The organism is Rhodoferax potami, from assembly GCF_032193805.1.
GTDB lineage: Bacteria > Pseudomonadota > Gammaproteobacteria > Burkholderiales > Burkholderiaceae_C > Allorhodoferax > Allorhodoferax potami_A.
Genome location: NZ_JAVBIK010000001.1, coordinates 905,363 through 922,673, shown reverse-complemented (window position 1 = coordinate 922,673; position 17,311 = coordinate 905,363). Strand labels below are relative to the sequence as shown.

22 protein-coding genes are annotated in these 17,311 nt (G+C 62.9%); 11 read left to right on the top strand and 11 right to left on the bottom strand.

Annotation, left to right across the window (positions count from 1 at the left end):
- Nucleotides 1-10: 10 nt before the first annotated feature.
- Nucleotides 11-688: a TetR/AcrR family transcriptional regulator gene (locus tag RAE19_RS04410; RefSeq protein WP_313873772.1), complete on the bottom strand. Its 678-nt coding sequence runs from the start codon at nucleotides 686-688 to the stop codon at nucleotides 11-13.
- Nucleotides 689-909: 221 nt separating this feature from the next.
- Here RAE19_RS04410 and msrA point away from each other — a divergent pair, with 221 nt between their 5' ends.
- A complete protein-coding gene (gene msrA / locus RAE19_RS04405) occupies nucleotides 910-1,452 on the top strand; it encodes a peptide-methionine (S)-S-oxide reductase MsrA (RefSeq protein WP_313873771.1) in 543 nt (180 codons plus the stop codon).
- A gap of 37 nt (nucleotides 1,453-1,489) precedes the next feature.
- Here the strand turns inward: msrA and RAE19_RS04400 are convergent, their stop codons facing one another.
- The 9 genes from RAE19_RS04400 to RAE19_RS04360 form a co-directional block, all read right to left on the bottom strand.
- On the bottom strand, nucleotides 1,490-1,687 hold the full coding sequence (locus tag RAE19_RS04400) for a hypothetical protein (RefSeq protein ID WP_313873770.1): 198 nt from the start codon (nucleotides 1,685-1,687) through the stop codon (nucleotides 1,490-1,492).
- Nucleotides 1,688-1,814: 127 nt separating this feature from the next.
- Nucleotides 1,815-3,293 (bottom strand): ABC transporter ATP-binding protein, encoded by a 1,479-nt coding sequence (locus RAE19_RS04395; RefSeq protein WP_313873769.1) that lies wholly within the window; start codon nucleotides 3,291-3,293, stop codon nucleotides 1,815-1,817.
- Nucleotides 3,290-4,114 (bottom strand): ABC transporter permease, encoded by an 825-nt coding sequence (locus RAE19_RS04390; protein ID WP_313873768.1) that lies wholly within the window; start codon nucleotides 4,112-4,114, stop codon nucleotides 3,290-3,292. Before RAE19_RS04390 ends, RAE19_RS04395 begins: the two co-directional genes overlap by 4 nt.
- Nucleotides 4,111-5,085, bottom strand: a complete 975-nt coding sequence (locus RAE19_RS04385; RefSeq protein ID WP_313873767.1) for an ABC transporter permease — start codon at nucleotides 5,083-5,085, stop codon at nucleotides 4,111-4,113. Before RAE19_RS04385 ends, RAE19_RS04390 begins: the two co-directional genes overlap by 4 nt.
- The gene (locus RAE19_RS04380; protein WP_313873766.1) at nucleotides 5,082-6,635 is read right to left on the bottom strand and encodes an ABC transporter substrate-binding protein; all 1,554 of its coding nucleotides are present in this window, start codon (nucleotides 6,633-6,635) and stop codon (nucleotides 5,082-5,084) included. Before RAE19_RS04380 ends, RAE19_RS04385 begins: the two co-directional genes overlap by 4 nt.
- Nucleotides 6,636-6,717: 82 nt before the next feature.
- Nucleotides 6,718-7,668 carry a metal ABC transporter substrate-binding protein gene (locus tag RAE19_RS04375; RefSeq protein ID WP_313873765.1) on the bottom strand — a complete coding sequence of 317 codons (951 nt, stop codon included), beginning with the start codon at nucleotides 7,666-7,668 and terminating at the stop codon, nucleotides 6,718-6,720.
- Between the two features lie 52 nt (nucleotides 7,669-7,720).
- Nucleotides 7,721-8,611 (bottom strand): metal ABC transporter permease, encoded by an 891-nt coding sequence (locus tag RAE19_RS04370; RefSeq protein WP_313873764.1) that lies wholly within the window; start codon nucleotides 8,609-8,611, stop codon nucleotides 7,721-7,723.
- A gap of 8 nt (nucleotides 8,612-8,619) precedes the next feature.
- The gene (gene aztA / locus RAE19_RS04365) at nucleotides 8,620-9,465 is read right to left on the bottom strand and encodes a zinc ABC transporter ATP-binding protein AztA (RefSeq protein ID WP_313873763.1); all 846 of its coding nucleotides are present in this window, start codon (nucleotides 9,463-9,465) and stop codon (nucleotides 8,620-8,622) included.
- Complete coding sequence (locus RAE19_RS04360) at nucleotides 9,462-9,602, bottom strand: hypothetical protein (protein ID WP_313873762.1); 141 nt, start codon at nucleotides 9,600-9,602, stop codon at nucleotides 9,462-9,464. The genes aztA and RAE19_RS04360 overlap by 4 nt, the downstream gene beginning before the upstream one ends.
- 99 nt (nucleotides 9,603-9,701) lie before the next feature.
- Between RAE19_RS04360 and RAE19_RS04355 the strand changes: the two genes are divergently transcribed.
- The 8 genes from RAE19_RS04355 (at nucleotide 9,702) to RAE19_RS04320 (ending at nucleotide 15,085) form a co-directional block, all read left to right on the top strand.
- Nucleotides 9,702-10,232: a Fur family transcriptional regulator gene (locus RAE19_RS04355; RefSeq protein WP_313873761.1), complete on the top strand. Its 531-nt coding sequence runs from the start codon at nucleotides 9,702-9,704 to the stop codon at nucleotides 10,230-10,232.
- A complete protein-coding gene (locus RAE19_RS04350) occupies nucleotides 10,229-10,912 on the top strand; it encodes an ABC transporter ATP-binding protein (RefSeq protein WP_313873760.1) in 684 nt (227 codons plus the stop codon). The genes RAE19_RS04355 and RAE19_RS04350 overlap by 4 nt, the downstream gene beginning before the upstream one ends.
- Nucleotides 10,913-10,919: 7 nt before the next feature.
- Nucleotides 10,920-12,122 carry an ABC transporter permease gene (locus tag RAE19_RS04345; RefSeq protein WP_313873759.1) on the top strand — a complete coding sequence of 401 codons (1,203 nt, stop codon included), beginning with the start codon at nucleotides 10,920-10,922 and terminating at the stop codon, nucleotides 12,120-12,122.
- Nucleotides 12,123-12,162: 40 nt separating this feature from the next.
- On the top strand, nucleotides 12,163-12,405 hold the full coding sequence (locus RAE19_RS04340; protein ID WP_430962562.1) for a hypothetical protein: 243 nt from the start codon (nucleotides 12,163-12,165) through the stop codon (nucleotides 12,403-12,405).
- 78 nt (nucleotides 12,406-12,483) lie between these two features.
- The gene (locus RAE19_RS04335) at nucleotides 12,484-13,023 is read left to right on the top strand and encodes a hypothetical protein (protein ID WP_313873757.1); all 540 of its coding nucleotides are present in this window, start codon (nucleotides 12,484-12,486) and stop codon (nucleotides 13,021-13,023) included.
- Nucleotides 13,024-13,033: 10 nt separating this feature from the next.
- Nucleotides 13,034-13,990: an AEC family transporter gene (locus RAE19_RS04330; protein WP_313873756.1), complete on the top strand. Its 957-nt coding sequence runs from the start codon at nucleotides 13,034-13,036 to the stop codon at nucleotides 13,988-13,990.
- Nucleotides 13,991-14,009: 19 nt separating this feature from the next.
- Complete coding sequence (locus RAE19_RS04325; protein WP_313873755.1) at nucleotides 14,010-14,390, top strand: VanZ family protein; 381 nt, start codon at nucleotides 14,010-14,012, stop codon at nucleotides 14,388-14,390.
- Nucleotides 14,387-15,085 carry a DUF502 domain-containing protein gene (locus RAE19_RS04320; RefSeq protein ID WP_313873754.1) on the top strand — a complete coding sequence of 233 codons (699 nt, stop codon included), beginning with the start codon at nucleotides 14,387-14,389 and terminating at the stop codon, nucleotides 15,083-15,085. Before RAE19_RS04325 ends, RAE19_RS04320 begins: the two co-directional genes overlap by 4 nt.
- A 28-nt stretch (nucleotides 15,086-15,113) precedes the next feature.
- Here the strand turns inward: RAE19_RS04320 and pdxH are convergent, their stop codons facing one another.
- Nucleotides 15,114-15,752 (bottom strand): pyridoxamine 5'-phosphate oxidase, encoded by a 639-nt coding sequence (gene pdxH / locus RAE19_RS04315; RefSeq protein WP_313873753.1) that lies wholly within the window; start codon nucleotides 15,750-15,752, stop codon nucleotides 15,114-15,116.
- Nucleotides 15,753-15,863: 111 nt separating this feature from the next.
- On the opposite strand from pdxH, the gene RAE19_RS04310 reads away from it, so the two are divergent.
- Together RAE19_RS04310 and RAE19_RS04305 are read left to right on the top strand one after the other, a co-directional pair.
- Nucleotides 15,864-16,340, top strand: coding sequence for an OmpA family protein (locus RAE19_RS04310; RefSeq protein ID WP_313873752.1), 477 nt, complete (start codon nucleotides 15,864-15,866; stop codon nucleotides 16,338-16,340).
- 322 nt (nucleotides 16,341-16,662) lie between these two features.
- Nucleotides 16,663-17,040, top strand: a complete 378-nt coding sequence (locus RAE19_RS04305) for a hypothetical protein (RefSeq protein ID WP_313873751.1) — start codon at nucleotides 16,663-16,665, stop codon at nucleotides 17,038-17,040.
- The last annotated feature ends 271 nt before the right edge of the window (nucleotides 17,041-17,311 follow it).

Below are 17,311 nucleotides of genomic sequence, written 5' to 3'. Positions count from 1 at the left end.
GCCGAAAAAATTAGGATCCCGCTTCCGGCCGCACGCGCAGGCCCAACAGCAGGTTGTCAATATGGGTGTTGAGGTAGGCCACCGGGTCGAGCGTGGCGTCGTGCGCGGTACACAAGCCGATCGAGTGACGCCACAGCGCCAAAAACATCATGGGGGCGAGCAATAGATACACACCGTATTCCACATCAAGCTGGCGGAACTCACCGCTGTCTACCCCACGTTGGAGCACCCGCCGGATCAGATCGTTGCCCGGAAGCACCACTTCTTCCTGGTAAAACGCCGCCAGCTCGGGAAAGTTGCCCGCTTCGCTCATCATCAGTTTGGAGATGCCGGAGGCCTTGGTCGAGCCCACACGCTCCCACCAAGCCGTCATGCAGTGGCGCAGCAGCTCGGTGCTGTTGCCCTCGAAAGCCTCCAGTTCGGCGCTCCACTCGGTGAAGCGACCCGAAATGTTTTCACGCACCACCGCCTTGAACAGCTCTTCTTTGCTCGAAAAGTACAAAAACAGAGTGCCCTTGGAGACGCCAGCGAGCTTGGCTACTTCTTCTGCGCGGGTGGCGGCAAAGCCTTTTTCTACAAACAGCTCCAAAGCCGCTTCAAGCAGTTCGCCGGGGCGCGCATCTTTGCGGCGCTCGCGCTTGGCGCGGGCTTGGGCGGTGATTTCACAGAGGCTGGGAAGACTGGGCATAAATTACTGACTGATTGGTTATTAATGTAGCGGAGCCCCTAGGGAGTGTCAATCCAAGCTGCCCCCGGGGTGCGATGGCCTTGGCAAAGTTGTGCAAAGTTCAGGTGCTTTGCAGGGGCCGTAGCCGCGCTGCCCTGCGCCTCCGTAAGATGCAGGCCGGCTCGCCGACTGAACTGCATGGGTCGCGGGCGCGGCCTTGTCTTTCAACTCCGGAGTAACTGATGAACCACACATTCCAAACTATCACCCTGGGCGGCGGCTGCTTTTGGTGCACAGAGGCGGTGTTTGTAGAGGTGCAAGGGATCGTAGATGTGGAGTCCGGCTACAGCAACGGCCATGTGCATCAACCCAGCTATGAAGCCGTGTGCACCGGCACCACCGGCCATAACGAGGTCGTGAAGCTGGTCTACGATCCGGCGGTCATCAGCACCCGCGAGATTCTGGAAATCTTCTTTGTCATCCACGATCCGACCACCCTGAACCGCCAGGGCAACGACACAGGCACCCAGTACCGCAGTGGCATTTATTTCTCAACGCCCGAGCAAGAGGCAGTGGCGCGCGAGCTATTGGCCGAGTTGACAGCTAGCAAGCACTATGACCGGCCCATCGTGACCGAGGTGTTGGCGCTGCAGAACTACTGGCCCGCTGAGGCCTACCACCAGGATTTTTTCGCACGTAACCCGAATCAGGGCTATTGCATGGCAGTGGCAGCACCCAAGGTGGCAAAGTTTCGCAAGACGTTTGCCCGCCTGCAAAAACCGTGAGCCCGGGCTGCGGGTGGAGGCCGGCCAGTAGCAGGCCTTAGCGGCGGCTCGGGATCGGCGAGTCGTTGGCTATACCCCAGTCCATCTTGGACCTGCTGGTGGGTGCGGGGGAAGTGTCCTCAGAGTAGCCGTCCAAAAACGTCAAAAAAAGCCAAAACGCGGTGACCAGTACCGCAGCACCGGCTACTAGCTTGAGGATCGTCAGCCAGAGCTTGGGTTCTTTTTTATCAGGCATAGCAGTCTTGGGGATAACAAGGTCAGGCGCTGTGAGAGCCCGTTGAATCTACAGGTGGGGCTCCTGAATGTATAGCAAAAACAGCCGCTGAGCTGCGATGGCACCCCTGCGTGCCATCGCAGGGTGCTCAGGCTGGAGTGGCCGCGGCCTGCATCGTCAGGTCCGCCATTTGCACATGGCGGTGGCTGCTGTGGCGGGCAAGGTGGGCATCGTGGCTGACCAGTAGCACCGCACAGCCTTGTTGGGCGGCGCTGTCGCAGATGACCCGCATGGTGTCCCGCTGGGTGATCGGGTCCAGGCGCGAGGTCGGCTCGTCCGCAAAAATAAAGGCCGGCTGCAATTGCATCAGCCGCAACAGCGCAAAACGCTGAAGCTCCCCGCCTGACACCTCATGCGGCTTGCGCGCCAACAGCGCGTCGGAGAGGCCCAAGGCTTGCATCCACCGCGATTGCCCGCTCTCAGGCGACTGCGGGGCGCGGCGCGAAGAGCCGGAATAGTGCAGGTGGCGCGCATCGTCTAAAGCCTGTCCGAGGGTGCGGAATGGCGAGAAGGCGGCTGGTGGGTCTTGGTACAGCTTTTGGTATTTCCAGGGGGCTGCTGGCCCGGGGCGCCGCACGCTTCCCGCGTCTGCCGGGCTCAGGCCGAGCAGCATATTGCCCAAGGTGGTCTTGCCGCAGCCGCTGGGGCCACTGATGGCAACCACCTCGCCGGCGTGGAGCGTCAAGTCGAGGTTCTCGAACAGGGTGCGCGCGCCATACCGCTTGGTAAGACCTTGGGCCTCTAACACCGGTGCTGCGCTTGCAGCCGCTGCAAACGGGTAAGGCTGCCAGTGTTGCGGCCGGGCTGCCATCAGCTCGCGGGTGTAAGGGTGGCGGGGGGCTTGTAGCACCTCGGTGGCAGGGCCTTGCTCGACGATACAGCCATGGCGCAATACCGCGATCCGCCCGCCCAAGTGGGCTGCCAGTTCCAGGTCATGGGTGATGGTGAGCAGGCCTTGGCCTTGCGTTTGGGCGGCCATCAGCAAGGCTGCGACCTGGGCGCAGGCCTCGGGGTCCAGGCCCTTGGTCGGCTCGTCGGCAATCAGCAGGCGGGCACCGGCAGCACTGGCGCAGGCCACCCCCACGCGCTGCGCCATGCCGCCTGATATCTGGTGCAGGTACAGGCGTGCGGCGGCACCGAGCCCCAGCGACTGGAGTTGCTGCTCCGCGTCCTGCCGGGCGTGCTGCCACTGCAAGCCGCGTGCGTACCGGCCGGCCTCTGCGACCTGGCTGTGCACCTGCATCAACGGGTTGAGTGCGGTGCCCGGCTCTTGCGGCAGCATCATCACTGTGCGGCCCCACAGAGGCTGCGTGCGCTCGCGTTGGCCGTGGGTGGCCACACCGTCGATGGCGATCGACCCGCTGGCCTGCAAAGCGGGGGGCAGGGTACCCATGATGGCCTGTGCCAACAAAGACTTGCCCGCGCCGGACTCGCCGACCAGCGTCAGTCGTTCACCGGCGAGCAGGCTGAAGCTGCAGGCCTCCAGCAAGGCGCGTCCTTGGGACCCGGGCAATGCGCTTGCCAGGTGAATACGCAGGTCATCGACCTGTAACAAGGGGGCGCTCATACGCTGTCTTTCAAAGCTTGCCGGGTGGCGGATTGCAGGGCGCTGACCACCAGCACCAGCACAACGACCGGTGCGGCTAGCAGCCAGGGCGCTGCGTCGTAGTAGGGCAGGGCTTCGGTCATCATCAAACCCAGTTCGGCGGTCGGTGGGCGCAAGCCCACACCCACAAAGCCCAGCGCTGCCACGGCCAGAACTGCATTGGCAATGGCGTAGCTCCACAGGCGCAGCAAATCGCCCACCATGGGGGGCAGCACATACCAGCGCAGCAAGTAGGGCGCGCCAAAGCCCAGCAAGCGCCCGGCCTGCACGCCATCACCGGCCAGTGTGGCAAGGGCTTGGCTGCGCACCAGGCGGAAGAACTCCACCCACGCTGTCAGCACCAGCCCGCTGTAGAGCGCCCACTTCTGGCCGGGTGCCAGTGCGGCTACCAGCAGCACCCACAGCAGGCCGGGTATTGCCGCCACACCGTCCGCACACAGGCACAGCAGCCGGTCGGTGAGGCCGCGTCGCCACGCGGCGCACAGGCCCAGCAGGGTGCCCAAGGTGACTGCTAAAAAGGCCGAGCCCAGCGCCAGCCAGAGTGAAACGCGGATCGCCTCGCCCAAGCGCGCCATCAGGTCCCGGCCCAAATGGTCGGTACCCAGCCAATGGGCGGGGCCGGGCGCAGTCAAGGTGTTGCTCAGGTTTTGGTGGGCCGGGTTCTGCCCCAGCCAGACACTGAGGAGGCCGAGCAACAAAACCGCCATCAGCACCGGTAGGCCCCAGCTCCAAGAGTGTCGGGCGGCGGGCAGCGGTGTCGCCATGTGAGTCATGGAGCTCATGCGGCACTCCTTCCTGCGGGCTCGCGCAGGCGCGGGTCCAGCCATTGCACGGCGGCATCCATCACGCCGTTGAGCAGCACAAAGAGCAGCCCCATGGCCAGTGCAGTGCCTTGGATCATGGGCACGTCGCGCGAAATGACAGCGTGCACCAGCGCGTGCCCGATACCGGGCCATGCGACCAGGCTCTCTATCACCACCACGCCTTCGACCAGTAACACCAGTTGCATGCCTGCATAGGCCAGGGTGCCGAGCGCCAGCGGTGCTGCCGCATGGCGCCACAGGGCCGCCGGGAGGGGCAAGCCTTTGGTCTGGGCGAATTCAAAAGCGTCTGAGCGCAACACCTGTTGCAGCCGGGTGCGCACCACCTGGGTCATGCCGGGTAGCAGCGTCAAGGCCAGTGCCAGACCGGGCAACACCAGATGAACCGGCTCGCCGTGGCCGGCCACCGGTAGCCAGTCCAGGTGCACTCCCAAGCCCAGCATCAGCACCACGCCCAGCAAAAAAGCCGGGCTGGCCCGCAGCACGGTGCAGGCCGGGTCTATCCAGCGGGTGCTCCAGTGCGTGCCCCGCAGGGCGGCCCAGGTGCCCAGCAGCAAGCCCAGCACCATGGCGGCCAACCACGCGACCACCGAGAGTTGCAGGGTGTGCCCGAGCTGGTGGGCAATTTCTTCCAGCACCGGGTCGCCCGACACCATCGACTGCCCCAAGCGCAGTTGGGCCAGATCGCCCAGCCAGGCCAGCAGTTGCTCGGCGGCGCTGCGGTCCAGGCCCAGTTCGCTGCGCACCGCGTCGGCGGCTGCGGTGTCGACCATGTCATAGCCATAGCGGCCGGCGGCGATGCGGTAAGCCGCGTCGCCCGGCAGCGCCCGGGTCATGGCAAAACTCAGCACCCCGACAGCGCCGGCGACCAAAGCGCTTTGGCCGAGCAGGCGTGCTCCCTGTCGGGCAGCCAGTGTCCAACCCATGTTCATAGCCCCCAGGTGATTTGGCTGATGCGGTAGCTGCGCTCGAGCGGGTCGATGCTCACATTGCCCACCCGTTTGCTGTGGGTGGCAGTGTGCTGGTACCAGGCCACCGGAATCAGCGGTAGCTCTGCCTGCAATACGGTGGACAGTGCGCCGCGCAAGCGGGAGCGGCGGGCCGGGTCGTTGGTGGTGCTCAGGCTCTCCAGGGCGCTGGTGACCTGCGCGCTCTGCCAGCCCATGGCGCCCCAGTCACCGCCTTGGGGGCTGAAGTCTTGCAGCAAGCTGCCGATCGGGTCGGGCACCAGCGCGTAGTTGCGGGCGACCAGGGCCAGCTCTAGCGAGCCGTCTTGATGCCCGGCGGGAATGTCACTGGCGTTCATGATGGCTACCGCCACGTCCAGCCCGACCTCCCGCAGTTGCGCCTGGATAGCAGTGGCCATGGGCGGCTGCTCGGGGCGGTCTGAAAAGGTGCGCAAGGTCAGCTTGAAAGGGCGGCCGTCTTTGCGCAGCAGGCCGTCTGCGCCGGCAACCCAGCCGGCTTCTTGCAGCAGCTGGCGGGCACGGCCAGGGTCGCGCACCAGCGGCTGCAAACCCGGCACATGCCACTCGGCCATGCCGGGGCTGAAAAGCTGGGTGGCTGCAGCTTTGGGCTCCCGCAGAATGGCCTGTGCGATGCCGGGCCGGTCAATCGCCAGGCTGATGGCCTGGCGCACTTTGATGTCCTTGAGCAGCGGGTGCGCGGCATTGACCTTGAGGTACAGGGTGCGCGGAATCGGCAGGGTGTGGAACTGCAGCCGGGGGTTGCGTTTGAGGCGCTCAATGGCGACGGCATCATGGGTGAATACCAGGTCCGCCTGACCGCTCTCGGCCAACATGCCCCGGGTTTCGCCCCGGCCGGTGGCCAGGTATTCCACGCGCTGCACTGCGGGGCGTTTGCCGGTCCAGCCCTCAAAGGCCGCGGTCTCCAGCTTCTGCGGGGCATTGACCCGCACGACCTTGTAAGGGCCTGAGCCCACGACTGCCTGCACGCTGTTGTCTGCGGCAAACGAAGCGGGGGCCAGCACCTGGGTGCTGTTGTGAGCCAGAAAAGCCGGCAGGGCGGTGAAGGCTTGTTTTAGCTCGATCTGCACTTCACCATTGACCGCGGCAATCCGTTGAACCGGGGTGTTTTTCAGAATACCCGGTTGCGCCAGTGCCCGCTGCAGGCTGCGCACCACTGCCTCCGGGGTGACCGGGCTGCCGTCATGAAACACCGCGCCCGGGCGCAGGGCAAAGCGCCAGGTTTTCTGGTCAGGCGATACCGCCCAGCGCACAGCCAAGCCGGGCGCAAGTTGGCCGCTGGCATCCACATCGACCAGGGTTTCGGTGACTTCGAGGCGGGTGAAGATGTAGCCGGTTTTAGAAGGGTCCAGGCTGCCGATTTCCCAGGGGGCGGCGACTTTGAGTACACGGGCGTTGGTCGTGGGGCCGGTCTGGGCCATGGCCGTGGAGACGGATACGGCCGCGCTCAAGAGCAGGGCGCGACGCAGGGCGGATGGAGGGGGTGCAAGTGTCATGGTGCAGAGGTTTTTAGGTCAAATCAGGCCCTGGCGCCCATCAAGAGTGCGCAGGTAGCTATTAAATTGATAGCAATGGGTATCAGTTGCGCTTCATGCCGGCCACCAGCTGCGTCACGTTGTGGCGCATCATTTGCAAGTAGGTGGCGCCGGGCTGGTCGGCGGTGGACAGGGCGTCGGCATACAGGCTGGCGCCTAAGGTGGCGCCGGCGTCTTTGCTGAGCTGGGCGATCAGCTTGGGGTTGCTCATGTTTTCTACAAACACAGCGCGGATTTTTTCGCGCTGGATTTGCTTGATCAGTTGCGCCACTTGCTTGGCGCTGGGCTCGGCCTCGGTGTTCACGCCTTGCGGGGCTAGAAACTTCACGCCGTATTGCGCGGCAAAGTAGCCAAACGCATCGTGCGAGGTAATCACCTTGCGTTTATCAGCGGGGATGGTGGCAATTTGCGCTTGGGCCCAGGCGTCCAGCGCCTGCAGCTCTTTGACATAGGCCTCGGCGTTGGCCTGGTAGGTGGCAGCACCTGCGGCGTCCACTTTGGCCAAACCGGCTGCAATGTTGCGCACGTACAGCGCCACGTTGTTGGGGTTTTGCCAAGCGTGGGGATCCATTTCTTCATGCGCGTGGCCGGCGTGGGCGCCATGGCCTTTTTCTTCTTGCATGGCGCGGGCTTTCACGCCCTTGGCGGCGGTTACTGTCTCGCCTTTGTAGCCCGAAGACTTGAGCAGCTTGCCCGCCCACGGCTCAAAACCCAGACCGTTGAGCACTACCAGCTTGGAGGCGAGCAGCGTTTTTGCGTCCGAGGGCTTGGCTTCAAAGACATGGGCGTCTTCATTGGCGCCCACCAGCGTGGTCACTGCCACCCGGTCGCCGCCCACCACCCGCACCAGATCGCCCAGGATGCTGAAGCTTGCGGTCACCGGCAGCTTCTCGGCGGCATGCGCGTGGCTGCCCAGCAAAGCGAAAGCAGTGACGCTGGCCAATAGAAAGCGGCGCGGCAGGGCGGTCAATGGGAAGGTGTCGAGCAGGGTCATGGCGGTAGTCCGTGGAAGGTGGAAAAACAGGGGAGAGTGGAGGGCAGGCTGGTCAGGCCACGCGGTGGGTGGTGACCCACCAGCGCGGCAGCCAGCCGCCGGGCGCGAGCAACAGGGAGGCGGCGTAGAGCGCCCCCGCGCAGCCGATGATGGTGGGGCCCGACGGCGTGTCAAAGTGGTACGACAGCAGCAGCCCGGCTACGCCGGCCAGCGCCGCTTGCAGGCTGGCATTGAGCAGTTGCGCGGGCAGGGTGTCGTGCCAGAGGCGGGCGCTCACGGCGGGCAGCATCATCAAACCCACGGCCATGAGCGTGCCCAGGGTCTGAAAGCCGGCCACCAGATTGAGCACCACCAGCATCAAAAAGCCCTGTTGCCAGACCCAGGGCGGCACTCCGCTGCGGTGGGCCGCCATGAACACCGGGTCAAAGGTCTCCAGCACCAGCCCGCGGTACATCAGCGCCAAGGCCAGCACACTGACAGTGGCCACACCCGTCACCAGCAGCAGGCCACTGTTGTCCACGCCCAGTGCACTGCCAAACAAAATGTGTAGCAAGTCGAGCTGGGTGCCATGGCCCGCAATCAGCGTCACCCCGAGTGCCAGTGCCACCAGATAGATGGCGGCGAGGCTGGCGTCTTCTTTCAAGGTGGTAAAGCGGCTGACCGCACCGGCCAGCCCTGCCACCACCATGCCGGCCAGCACGCCACCCAGCGCCATGGCGGTGAGCGACAAGCCGCTGACCATGAAGCCGATGGCCACTCCGGGCAGCACCGCATGGCTGAGCGCGTCGCCCAAGAGGCTCATGCGCCGCAGCGTCAAAAATACGCCCAAGGGTGCGGCACTCAGCGACAGTGCCAGCGTGGCCACCAGCGCGCGGCGCATGAAGGCAAATTCTGAAAAAGGGGAAATCAAGGCCTCCCACACCGGGCCCAGCAACAAGTCCATGGGCATCCTTAAGGGGTGGTGGGAGTGGTGGCGAGTCGCCGGGCCAGAAGGGTGTCGAAGTCCAGGCCGTTGACCTCGCCGTCGATGGCGCAGATGGCGGCCGTCTCGTCCCAGGCCTCAGCCATGGCGCGGGCGCGCTGCAGGTTGGCGTCTGTCAGCACCTCGGCGGTTGCACCCCAGGCGATGCACTCGCGTGCCAGCAACAGGGTTTGGGGAAAGTGCTCCCGCACCTGCGCGTCGTCATGCAGCACGGCCACCACGGTGCGGCCTTGGCGGTGCCACTGTTTCACCAATGTCAGCAGACCGGCGGTGGTTTTGCTATCCACCGCGTTGAAAGGTTCGTCCAGCAGAATCAGGTCGGCGTCCTGCACCAGCAGGCGCGCAAACAGGGTGCGCTGCAACTGCCCGCTGGAGAGCGTGCCCACCGGGCGGCGCTCAAAGCCTTGCAGGCCCACCGCTTCCAGCGCCGCATCCACCCGCGCCAGCATGGCCGGTGTGGCGCTACCGAAGGCACCGGTTTGCGGCCACAGGCCCATGAGCACGCAGTCGCGCACATTCAGCGGGAAGCTGCGGTCCAGCTCGCTGTGCTGGGGCAGGTAGGCCATGCGCAAGCCCGGTGCGCGGGTGATGTGCCCGTGTGGCTCGGTCTTGACCAGCCCGGCCAGGCTTTTGAGCAGGGTGCTTTTGCCGGCACCGTTGGGCCCGATCACGGCGGTCAGGGAGCCGCGCGCAAAGTGACCACTCACATGGTGCAGTGCCGGGTGGCGGCGGTAGCTCACGGTGAGGTTGTGCAGCTCGATGGCCGCAGCGCCGGCCAACCGCGTGTTGTCAGGCGCGTAGTCAGGCGCTCTCATAGCGGGGCGGCCTCCAGGCAAGCCCACCACACGCCCAGCCACAACAGGGCCAGTGCCGGCAGGATCCACAGCACACGCTGCCAAGCGGGTAGGGCCAGGACACTGGTGCGCTGGCGGCGGGGTTCAGGCAGGTTCACGAAAATGACTCATAATGCAACTCGATTGCGATATAGTCTAACGCAATTCAGTTGCATTTATTAATTAATGCAACTGAATTGCATTTTTAGGATGGTTCCATGGCTTCAGTCCAACCCCCTGTGACCCCGGTGCTCGAGGGTGACAACCCGATCGACGCACTGCTCTCCGCCCACGGCCTGCGCCGTACGGCGGCTGCGCGCCGCGTCCTGGGCTGGTTGTTGGCCCACCCCGAGACCAGTTACACCCACGCGCAGTTGCAGGAGTCTTTGGCGGGCGACCACGCTGAGCCGCTGGACCGCGTCACCCTCTACCGCCTGATCGACCGCTTGACCCAAGTGGGCCTGCTCTTGTGCCGGGTGGACAGCCAGCGGGTCCGCCGCTACCAGGCCATGCCCGCCAGCGTGCACGCCACCCCCCACTTTGAGTGCCAGACCTGCCACCGCGACAGCCCGTTGGCCGGCGCCTTGCACGCGGTGGACCTGGAAAAGGCGGCGCAAACTGCCATCGAATCCTTGCGCGCACTGGGTTACACCGACATGCACCTCGACTTCGCGGTGCGCGGCGTCTGCGCAGATTGCGCCACAGGCACCGTGCCCGGCGGCATGGCCAACGCAGGTCCGGCGGCATGATCCAGACGCGGGGCCTCTGCTACCGCTACCCCGGTGGCAGTGAGTTGCGTTTTCCGGATGTAGAGGTGCCCCACGGCGCGGTGCTGCTGCTCAGCGGCCCGTCGGGTAGCGGCAAGTCCACCTGGTTGGCCCTGGTAGCTGCGCTGGTAGCGCCTTCGGCAGGCACGCTGCATGTGGCAGACCAAGCCATGGGCGACTTGCGCGGTGCCACGGCAGATGCCTGGCGGGCGGCCCACATCGGCTTTTTGCCGCAAAAGCTGCATTTGAGCGCAGCGCTCACGGTGCAGCAAAACCTGGCCATGGCCCAATGGGCGGCCGGTCGGGCGGAGGACAAAGCCCGCATCCACGCGACCCTGCAAGCCTTGGGCGTGGCCGAGTTGGCTGGCCGCTTGCCCCACCAGCTGTCTGGCGGGCAAGCGCAGCGGGTCGCCCTGGCCCGCGCGGTGCTGCTCAAACCCCGGGTGGTGCTGGCCGACGAGCCCACTGCCAGCCTCGATGACGAAGCTGCCGCCCAAGCGGTGCGGCTCTTGCACACCACGGCGCAGCAGCACGGCGCCACCCTGGTGATTGCCACCCACGATGCGCGGGTGGCCAGTTTACTCACAGCGCAGGAGGGCGATGGTTTAGGTCAAATTGGCTTCTCGCGCTTGTCTTTGGCGCGCGAGCAGCTATCAAAATAATAGCGACATGACGACACTTTTCTTTGCGTGGCGCTACCTGTGGTCCCGGCCTTTGGGGGCGGCGCTCAATCTCTTGCTGCTCAGTCTGGGGCTGGCATCCATCACGTTTTTGCTGCTGGTAGGGGCGCAACTCAGTAAAGCCTTTGAGCGTGATTTGGCGGGTATCGATGTGGTGGTGGGCGCCAAGGGCAGCCCGATGCAGCTCATCCTCTCCGGGGTCTTGCACCTCGATGTACCACCGGGCAATGTGCCGATTAAGGCGGTGCAGGAGTTGGCCCGCAACCCGCTGGTGGAACAAGTGATCCCGATCAGCTTGGGCGACAACTACGGCGGCTACCGGATCGTGGGCACCTCGCTTGACTATCCGGCCCACTATGACGCCCAGCTCACGCAAGGTCGCTTGTGGACCGCGCCCATGGAGGCGGTGCTGGGTGCTACCGCTGCCAAGGCCATGGGCATCCAGGTGGGGCAGACCTTTGTGGGCACCCACGGTCTCGGTGCCGGCGGGCACCCGCATGGCGACAGTGTCTACACCGTAGTCGGTATTCTGGCGCCCGGTGGCAGCGTGCTGGACCGGCTGATCCTGACCGATACCGCCTCTGTCTGGAAGGTGCATGAGGACTACACCGCCGTGGACGACGACGACCGCCGCGTCATGGAAGACGAGCGCGAAATCACCATGGCCCTGATCCGCTACAGCACACCCATGGCGGCAGTGAGCTTTCCGCGCTTTGTGAACAGCACTACCGATATGCAGGCCGCTGCCCCGGCGCTGGAGATCACGCGCTTGCTCAGCATGTTGGGCTTGGGTACCGATGTGTTGCGCGCCTTTGCCGGGGTGCTGCTGCTGACCGCGGGCCTGAGCGTGTTTATTGCGCTGTGGAGTGCGGTGCGCGAGCGGCGCACCGACCTCGCCTTGCTGCGCATGTTGGGCGCGCCACCTGCCAAAGTGGCTGCCTTGCTGCTGTGCGAGGCCTTGTGGCTGGGCTTGCTCGCAGCGGTGCTGGGTGTGTTGCTGGGCCAAGGTTTTGCGCAGGCGCTGGCTTTGTTTTTGAGTCTGGACCATTCGCTGCTGATCGGCGGCATGGTGTGGCCGGCCGGTTTGTGGGTGGTGCCCGCACTGGCCTTGGTGGTGTCTTTGGCCTCGGCCTTGCTACCCACGGTGGCAGCCTACCGGGTGAGCGTGTTGCGCTTGCTGCAGAGCCACTGACCCTTGTATTGATTTTTACTACTCTCTATCGATGAAATTTATGAAAAAAAGCCTTCTAGCCGCCGTATTGCTTGCGCAAGCAGCTATGTTTTCTGTAGCGGCCGAATCCGACAAAGAAACCCGCGAGGACATCGCCAAGCACCGTGCCATGGCCGCTGCCCACGAGTCTGCTGCCAAGTGCCGCGAGGCCGGCAAAGGCGAAGCAGTGTGCAACAAGGAGCTGCAAACCGCCTGCAAGGGCATTGCCATCGGCAAGTTCTGCGGCATGAAGCACGAGCACTGAGCGAGCCCACGCCATGGCCCCCGGCGGTGGGGGCTTTTTGTAGGCCCACTAAACTGTAGGCCTCTCCCGAGGTGTTTTATGCGCGTTGACTCTGTTTTCTCTGGCCACCGTCGTTTGGCACTGGTGTGTGCCGCTGTCGTGTGGGCGGCTCCGGCCTTGGCCCAGCTCAGTTCCCCGATGCCGGGTGTGCCGGGCGTGCCTGCCGGTACTGGCGCGGGCGTGCATGGTGCCAACAGCCCGTTTGCACCGCTCAAAGAGCGGGCCGATGTGTTGCCCTGGTCAGTGCTGACAGCCGTCAAAACCAAAACCGAGAAGAACCGCTTGTTGCCGGTGTTCACGGCAGACATTCAGGCGCTTCATAAAAAAACCCAGCGGATTCAGGGTTTCATGATGCCGCTGGAGCCCGGTGAAAAGCAAAAACACTTTCTCATCAGCTCGGTGCCCTTGACCTGCTCGTTTTGCGTGGCAGGTGGCCCTGAGAGCATGATCGAGGTCAAGACCAAAACCGCTGTCAAATATTCGATGGAAGCTGTCGTGGTGGAGGGCCAGTTCGCGGTGCTCAACGACGACCCCTATGGCCTGTACTACCGCATGACAGACGCTGTGGCTGTGAAGTAGCCGCAGCAGGATGCCACTCGACAACCCCGTACTCTCTTCCCTGCTACCGGTCGTCCTGCTGATTTTGGTGGGCTACCTGAGTGGCAGATTCAATGTCATCCGCCAGGAGGCGGTGCGCGACCTTAGCAATCTGGTCTTCTTGGTACTGATCCAGGCGCTGCTGTTTCGCACCATGTGCGCTGTGGATGTGGCGCATCTCGACTTCAGTGCCCTGTCGATCTACCTGGCTACAGCGGCTGGTTTGTTCTTTGTACTGCTGGTGGCGCAGGGTGGCAGTAGCCGCGCGGCGGTGCTGGCGCTCTCCGGCATTTTCAGCAATACCGCCACGATTGGTATTCCGCTCATTGGCCTGGCCTATGGCAAAGAGGCGCTGGTGGTGCTGTTCACCCTGATCTCGATGCACTCGCTGGTGCTGCTGACCATGACCACCGTGGTGCTGGAGCTGTGCAGCGCCCGCGAGCAAGCCCATGCCGGGCACACCCGGAGCGGCCACTTGCGCACCATCGGCCTGGCGGTGCGCAACGCCATCTTTCACCCGGTGCCCATGCCCATCATTGCCGGCTTGTTGTTTGCGCAAACCGGCTGGGTGCTGCCCGGGGTAGTAGACCGCCCGCTGCAACTGCTGGCCAATGCATTCAGCCCGGTGGCGCTGGTGCTGATGGGGGTGACACTGGCCAAAACGTCCATTGGGCAGCACCTGCGGGCTTCGCTCGTGATCTCCAGCATCAAGAACCTGCTGCACCCCTTGCTGATGACCTTGTTGGGTTATGCCGCCGGCTTGCGCGGTATCACTTTGACAGTGCTGGTGATGGCCGCCGCCTTGCCGATCGGCGCCAACGTGTTTTTGTTTGCCCAGCGCTACCAGAAGGCGGAAGAGCTGGTCACCGCCAGCGTGGTGGTGTCCACCGTGATGGCGCTATTTACCGTGTCACTGGTGATGTACCTGCTGCCCTTGTGGGTTGGCTGAGCCGTATGAAGGGGTGTTTGTGACGTTGAATCGGGTCCGTGTATTCTGGAAAGTCGCCTTCTGGGCCCTGGTGGTCTTGACGACTGTCATGTCCCTGATGCCCAACGAGCAGGTGCCCTCCAGCCTGGTGTTTTGGGACAAGGCGCAGCACACCCTGGGCTTTGCGGCACTCGCAGTGCTGGGTTTGCTGGCCTACCCTTTGGCTGTGCCGCGTGTGCTGGCAGGTGTGTTGCTGTTCGGTGCCAGCATTGAATGCGCACAGGCTTTGACCGGTTGGCGCCAAGGCGACTGGATGGACTGGCTTGCCGATGCTGTTGGCGTTGCCTTGGGGACCGCCGCCGTGGCGGTATGGGCGCGCTTGCGCGGCCGGTCACTTTTTGCAGGAAATTCCGAGACATGAACCTCAAGCTGAAACACCCCCTGCGCACCCTGCTCACCGGGGCGCTGGCGCTCTTGCCTTTGGCCGCAACCTTGCTCTTGCTGTCGTGGTTGTTGAGCCTGCTCGCGGTGTGGCTCGGGCCGGGGAGCGCGTTCGGGCAAATGCTCACCGGCATTGGCCTGGGGCTGACCGAGTCCGAGATCATTGGCTACCTGCTGGGCTTGTTGCTGGTGGTGGTGCTGGTCTACGCGTTTGGCTTGATGGTGGAGCGCGGTTTGGAGCAGGGCGCTGCCAGACTGCTGGAAACGCTTTTGCAACGCATTCCCGTGGTCCGCACCGTGTACGACGTGGTGCAAAAGCTGGTCGGTCTGCTGGGTCGCAAAGAGGGGGCGGAACTGCAGTCGCTGTCCCCGGTGTGGCTGTATTTCGGCGGCAAGCCTCAGCCGGACACTGCTAGTGCCGCTACCGTTGGTGGAGCTGGCAAACAAGGAACCGCGGTGCTCGGTTTCCTGTCAACGCCGCAGGCGGTCATGATTGGCGGCTTGCCTTATCTGGGGGTACTGGTGCCTACGGCACCGGTTCCGGTGGGGGGCGGCTTGCTGTATGTGCCACCCGACTGGGTGGAACCGGCGGAGATTGGCATGGAGGCCGTCACCAGCATTTATGTCTCCATGGGCGTGACCTCTGACCAGTACCTACCCAAATCGGCACCTTGAGGAGCAGGGGGTCTAAGCCCCGTGCACGCTAGGGCGCCAGTCGCTCGCGCAACCAGGCGCCGTCGGTACCTTGGCTGTAACGCAGCCGGTCATGCAAACGGCTTTTGCGGCCCTGCCAGAACTCCCACTGGTCCGGCTTGAGGCGGTAGCCGCCCCAGTGTGGCGGGCGCGGCGGCTGCAGCAGAAACTGGGCGGCGTATTTGGCCGCGTTGGTTACCAGCAACGTGCGGCCAGGGATCACTTCGCTCTGCGGGGAGGCCCATGCGCCGATGCGCGAGTCCAGCGGGCGGCTGTGGAAATAGGCGTCGCTCTCTTCGTCACTCACTTTTTCGACCACGCCTTCGATCCGGACCACCCGCTCCAGCTCTACCCAATGGAACTGCAGCGCGGCATACGGGTTGCCCGCCAGGGCCTTGCCTTTGCGGCTTTCGTAGTTGGTAAACCAAACAATGCCGCGGGCATCAAAGCCTTTGATCAACACCACCCGGGTGCTGGGGCGCAGGTCGCTGCCCACGGTGGCCAGCGTCATGGCGTTGGGCTCAGGCACCTCGCTCTGGATGGCTTCTTGCAGCCAGCGGTCAAACTGCAGCATGGGGTCGGCATGCGAAGCCTGCTCATCGAGTTCGGCACGTTCGTAACTTTTGCGTAAGGAGGCAATGGATGTCATAGCCGGAGTATAGGAATTACAGGCTTTCCGTGAATTGCGTTGGGTCATGGGCAGGAGAAGCCCATGCTGCGACAACCTACAATACGCTCCATTTTTAAGGGAGTGTTTGACATGTCTGAGCAGGAAGATACCGGTACCAAAGTCGTTGCCATCGTCGTGAGCACCATCATCGTCGCCATTCTGGCTTCTGTGATTGGTTTTGCCGTCAGCCGGTCTGGCGCTAAGCCTGCACCTGCGGCAGCGGTTGTTGAAGTGGCAGACGCGGCCAGTGTGCGGGTTGAAGACGGTGTGGTGAAGTTCTTTTTTGCCACAGGCAAAGCAGACGTTGCCATGGGTGCTAACGAAGCCCTTGCCAACGCAGTGACCGCCGTATCTGCCGGTCAGCAAGCGGTGATCAGTGGTTTTCATGACGCGAGCGGCGACCCCGTTCAGAACGCCGAATTGGCCAAGCAACGTGCCATCGCGGTGCGCGACGCTCTGGTGGCCCTGGGTGTTCCCCAAGACAAAGTCGAGTTGAAAAAGCCTGAGGAAGCAATGGCTACAGGCCCCGCCAATGAAGCACGCCGCGTGGAAGTGGTTGTGAAATAAATCAGATCGTTTCGACCTCATGCAAAAGGCCCGATTCAGTCGGGCCTTTTGCATGGTGCGGGGTCTTACTACGCTGTTGGCCCAACGATTCCTTTCAAACCCAATAGGCATGCGGGTTTCCAAAGGGTAGCGCCCAAGAAATTGACTATTTTTGGACTTTTACATCTTTGCCGACAATTGGCGTGATGCACATCACGTTAATGCTCTGTCTGGGTTGCTTATGCGTGATGTCCATCACGCATAATGAGGCATGTCAAAAGCACCTATGCCCTTAAAACACGAATCAGTACCAGCTGTACTCGCATATCTCAAGAGAGCAGTAATGCGAGGTTCGGACATCTTCAAGCAGGCCAAAGTCGACCCGAAAAATCGAGTCGAAATGCTTGAAGAGAGGTTGTCTAAGTCGAAAGAGGACCTTCGAGGGCTAGCTTGCCATGAATGGCTCAGCGCGAATGTGACGCCGGCGGGTCGAGTCAAACTGCTGAATGCACTACGTCGTCAAAAAGCAAACAAGAGTCCAACCAGCCAAAAGTACGGAGTTATCAGAGTTGCCATATCTGAGCGCGAAGCCTTAACCAAACTGAGCTCAAAAACGGGTATTCCCCTCGGACTGCTTCTGAAAACAATGACGTTCGCAGTTGATACCGACCCCGAACTCAGAGGAAAAATCGTCCGGCTGGCGGTTGCAATCAATCTTTAAATTCTGGCCATGCCAACATAGGTATGCATTTAAATGGACCTTGACCATTCGGGCATATCCCGGATATGGGCCACGTAGCCAGATAATGCTTTATCCACTTGGGATGGGCTGTGGAGAAATGAAACTCGACACCACTTCAAATTCCGCAAAGGCCTCATCAATTTCGAAGGCCTTTTTTTCTCTTGGAGGGGGAGTTATCCAGCAGGTGGCCATTTCCCTTTGAAATCAACAACTTACGTGAACGTTGATGCCGGGAAAAAGTAAATTAGAA

Bases quoted from the DNA above. Each gene is read 5' to 3' on its own strand.
- RAE19_RS04410 (WP_313873772.1), bottom strand. From the start codon at position 688: ATGCCCAGTCTTCCCAGCCTCTGTGAAATCACCGCCCAAGCCCGCGCC.
- msrA (WP_313873771.1), top strand. From the start codon at position 910: ATGAACCACACATTCCAAACTATCACCCTGGGCGGCGGCTGCTTTTGG.
- RAE19_RS04400 (WP_313873770.1), bottom strand. From the start codon at position 1,687: ATGCCTGATAAAAAAGAACCCAAGCTCTGGCTGACGATCCTCAAGCTA.
- RAE19_RS04395 (WP_313873769.1), bottom strand. From the start codon at position 3,293: ATGAGCGCCCCCTTGTTACAGGTCGATGACCTGCGTATTCACCTGGCA.
- RAE19_RS04390 (WP_313873768.1), bottom strand. From the start codon at position 4,114: ATGAGCTCCATGACTCACATGGCGACACCGCTGCCCGCCGCCCGACAC.
- RAE19_RS04385 (WP_313873767.1), bottom strand. From the start codon at position 5,085: ATGAACATGGGTTGGACACTGGCTGCCCGACAGGGAGCACGCCTGCTC.
- RAE19_RS04380 (WP_313873766.1), bottom strand. From the start codon at position 6,635: ATGACACTTGCACCCCCTCCATCCGCCCTGCGTCGCGCCCTGCTCTTG.
- RAE19_RS04375 (WP_313873765.1), bottom strand. From the start codon at position 7,668: ATGACCCTGCTCGACACCTTCCCATTGACCGCCCTGCCGCGCCGCTTT.
- RAE19_RS04370 (WP_313873764.1), bottom strand. From the start codon at position 8,611: ATGGACTTGTTGCTGGGCCCGGTGTGGGAGGCCTTGATTTCCCCTTTT.
- aztA (WP_313873763.1), bottom strand. From the start codon at position 9,465: ATGAGAGCGCCTGACTACGCGCCTGACAACACGCGGTTGGCCGGCGCT.
- RAE19_RS04355 (WP_313873761.1), top strand. From the start codon at position 9,702: ATGGCTTCAGTCCAACCCCCTGTGACCCCGGTGCTCGAGGGTGACAAC.
- RAE19_RS04350 (WP_313873760.1), top strand. From the start codon at position 10,229: ATGATCCAGACGCGGGGCCTCTGCTACCGCTACCCCGGTGGCAGTGAG.
- RAE19_RS04345 (WP_313873759.1), top strand. From the start codon at position 10,920: ATGACGACACTTTTCTTTGCGTGGCGCTACCTGTGGTCCCGGCCTTTG.
- RAE19_RS04340 (WP_430962562.1), top strand. From the start codon at position 12,163: ATGAAAAAAAGCCTTCTAGCCGCCGTATTGCTTGCGCAAGCAGCTATG.
- RAE19_RS04335 (WP_313873757.1), top strand. From the start codon at position 12,484: ATGCGCGTTGACTCTGTTTTCTCTGGCCACCGTCGTTTGGCACTGGTG.
- RAE19_RS04330 (WP_313873756.1), top strand. From the start codon at position 13,034: ATGCCACTCGACAACCCCGTACTCTCTTCCCTGCTACCGGTCGTCCTG.
- RAE19_RS04320 (WP_313873754.1), top strand. From the start codon at position 14,387: ATGAACCTCAAGCTGAAACACCCCCTGCGCACCCTGCTCACCGGGGCG.
- pdxH (WP_313873753.1), bottom strand. From the start codon at position 15,752: ATGACATCCATTGCCTCCTTACGCAAAAGTTACGAACGTGCCGAACTC.
- RAE19_RS04310 (WP_313873752.1), top strand. From the start codon at position 15,864: ATGTCTGAGCAGGAAGATACCGGTACCAAAGTCGTTGCCATCGTCGTG.
- RAE19_RS04305 (WP_313873751.1), top strand. From the start codon at position 16,663: ATGCGAGGTTCGGACATCTTCAAGCAGGCCAAAGTCGACCCGAAAAAT.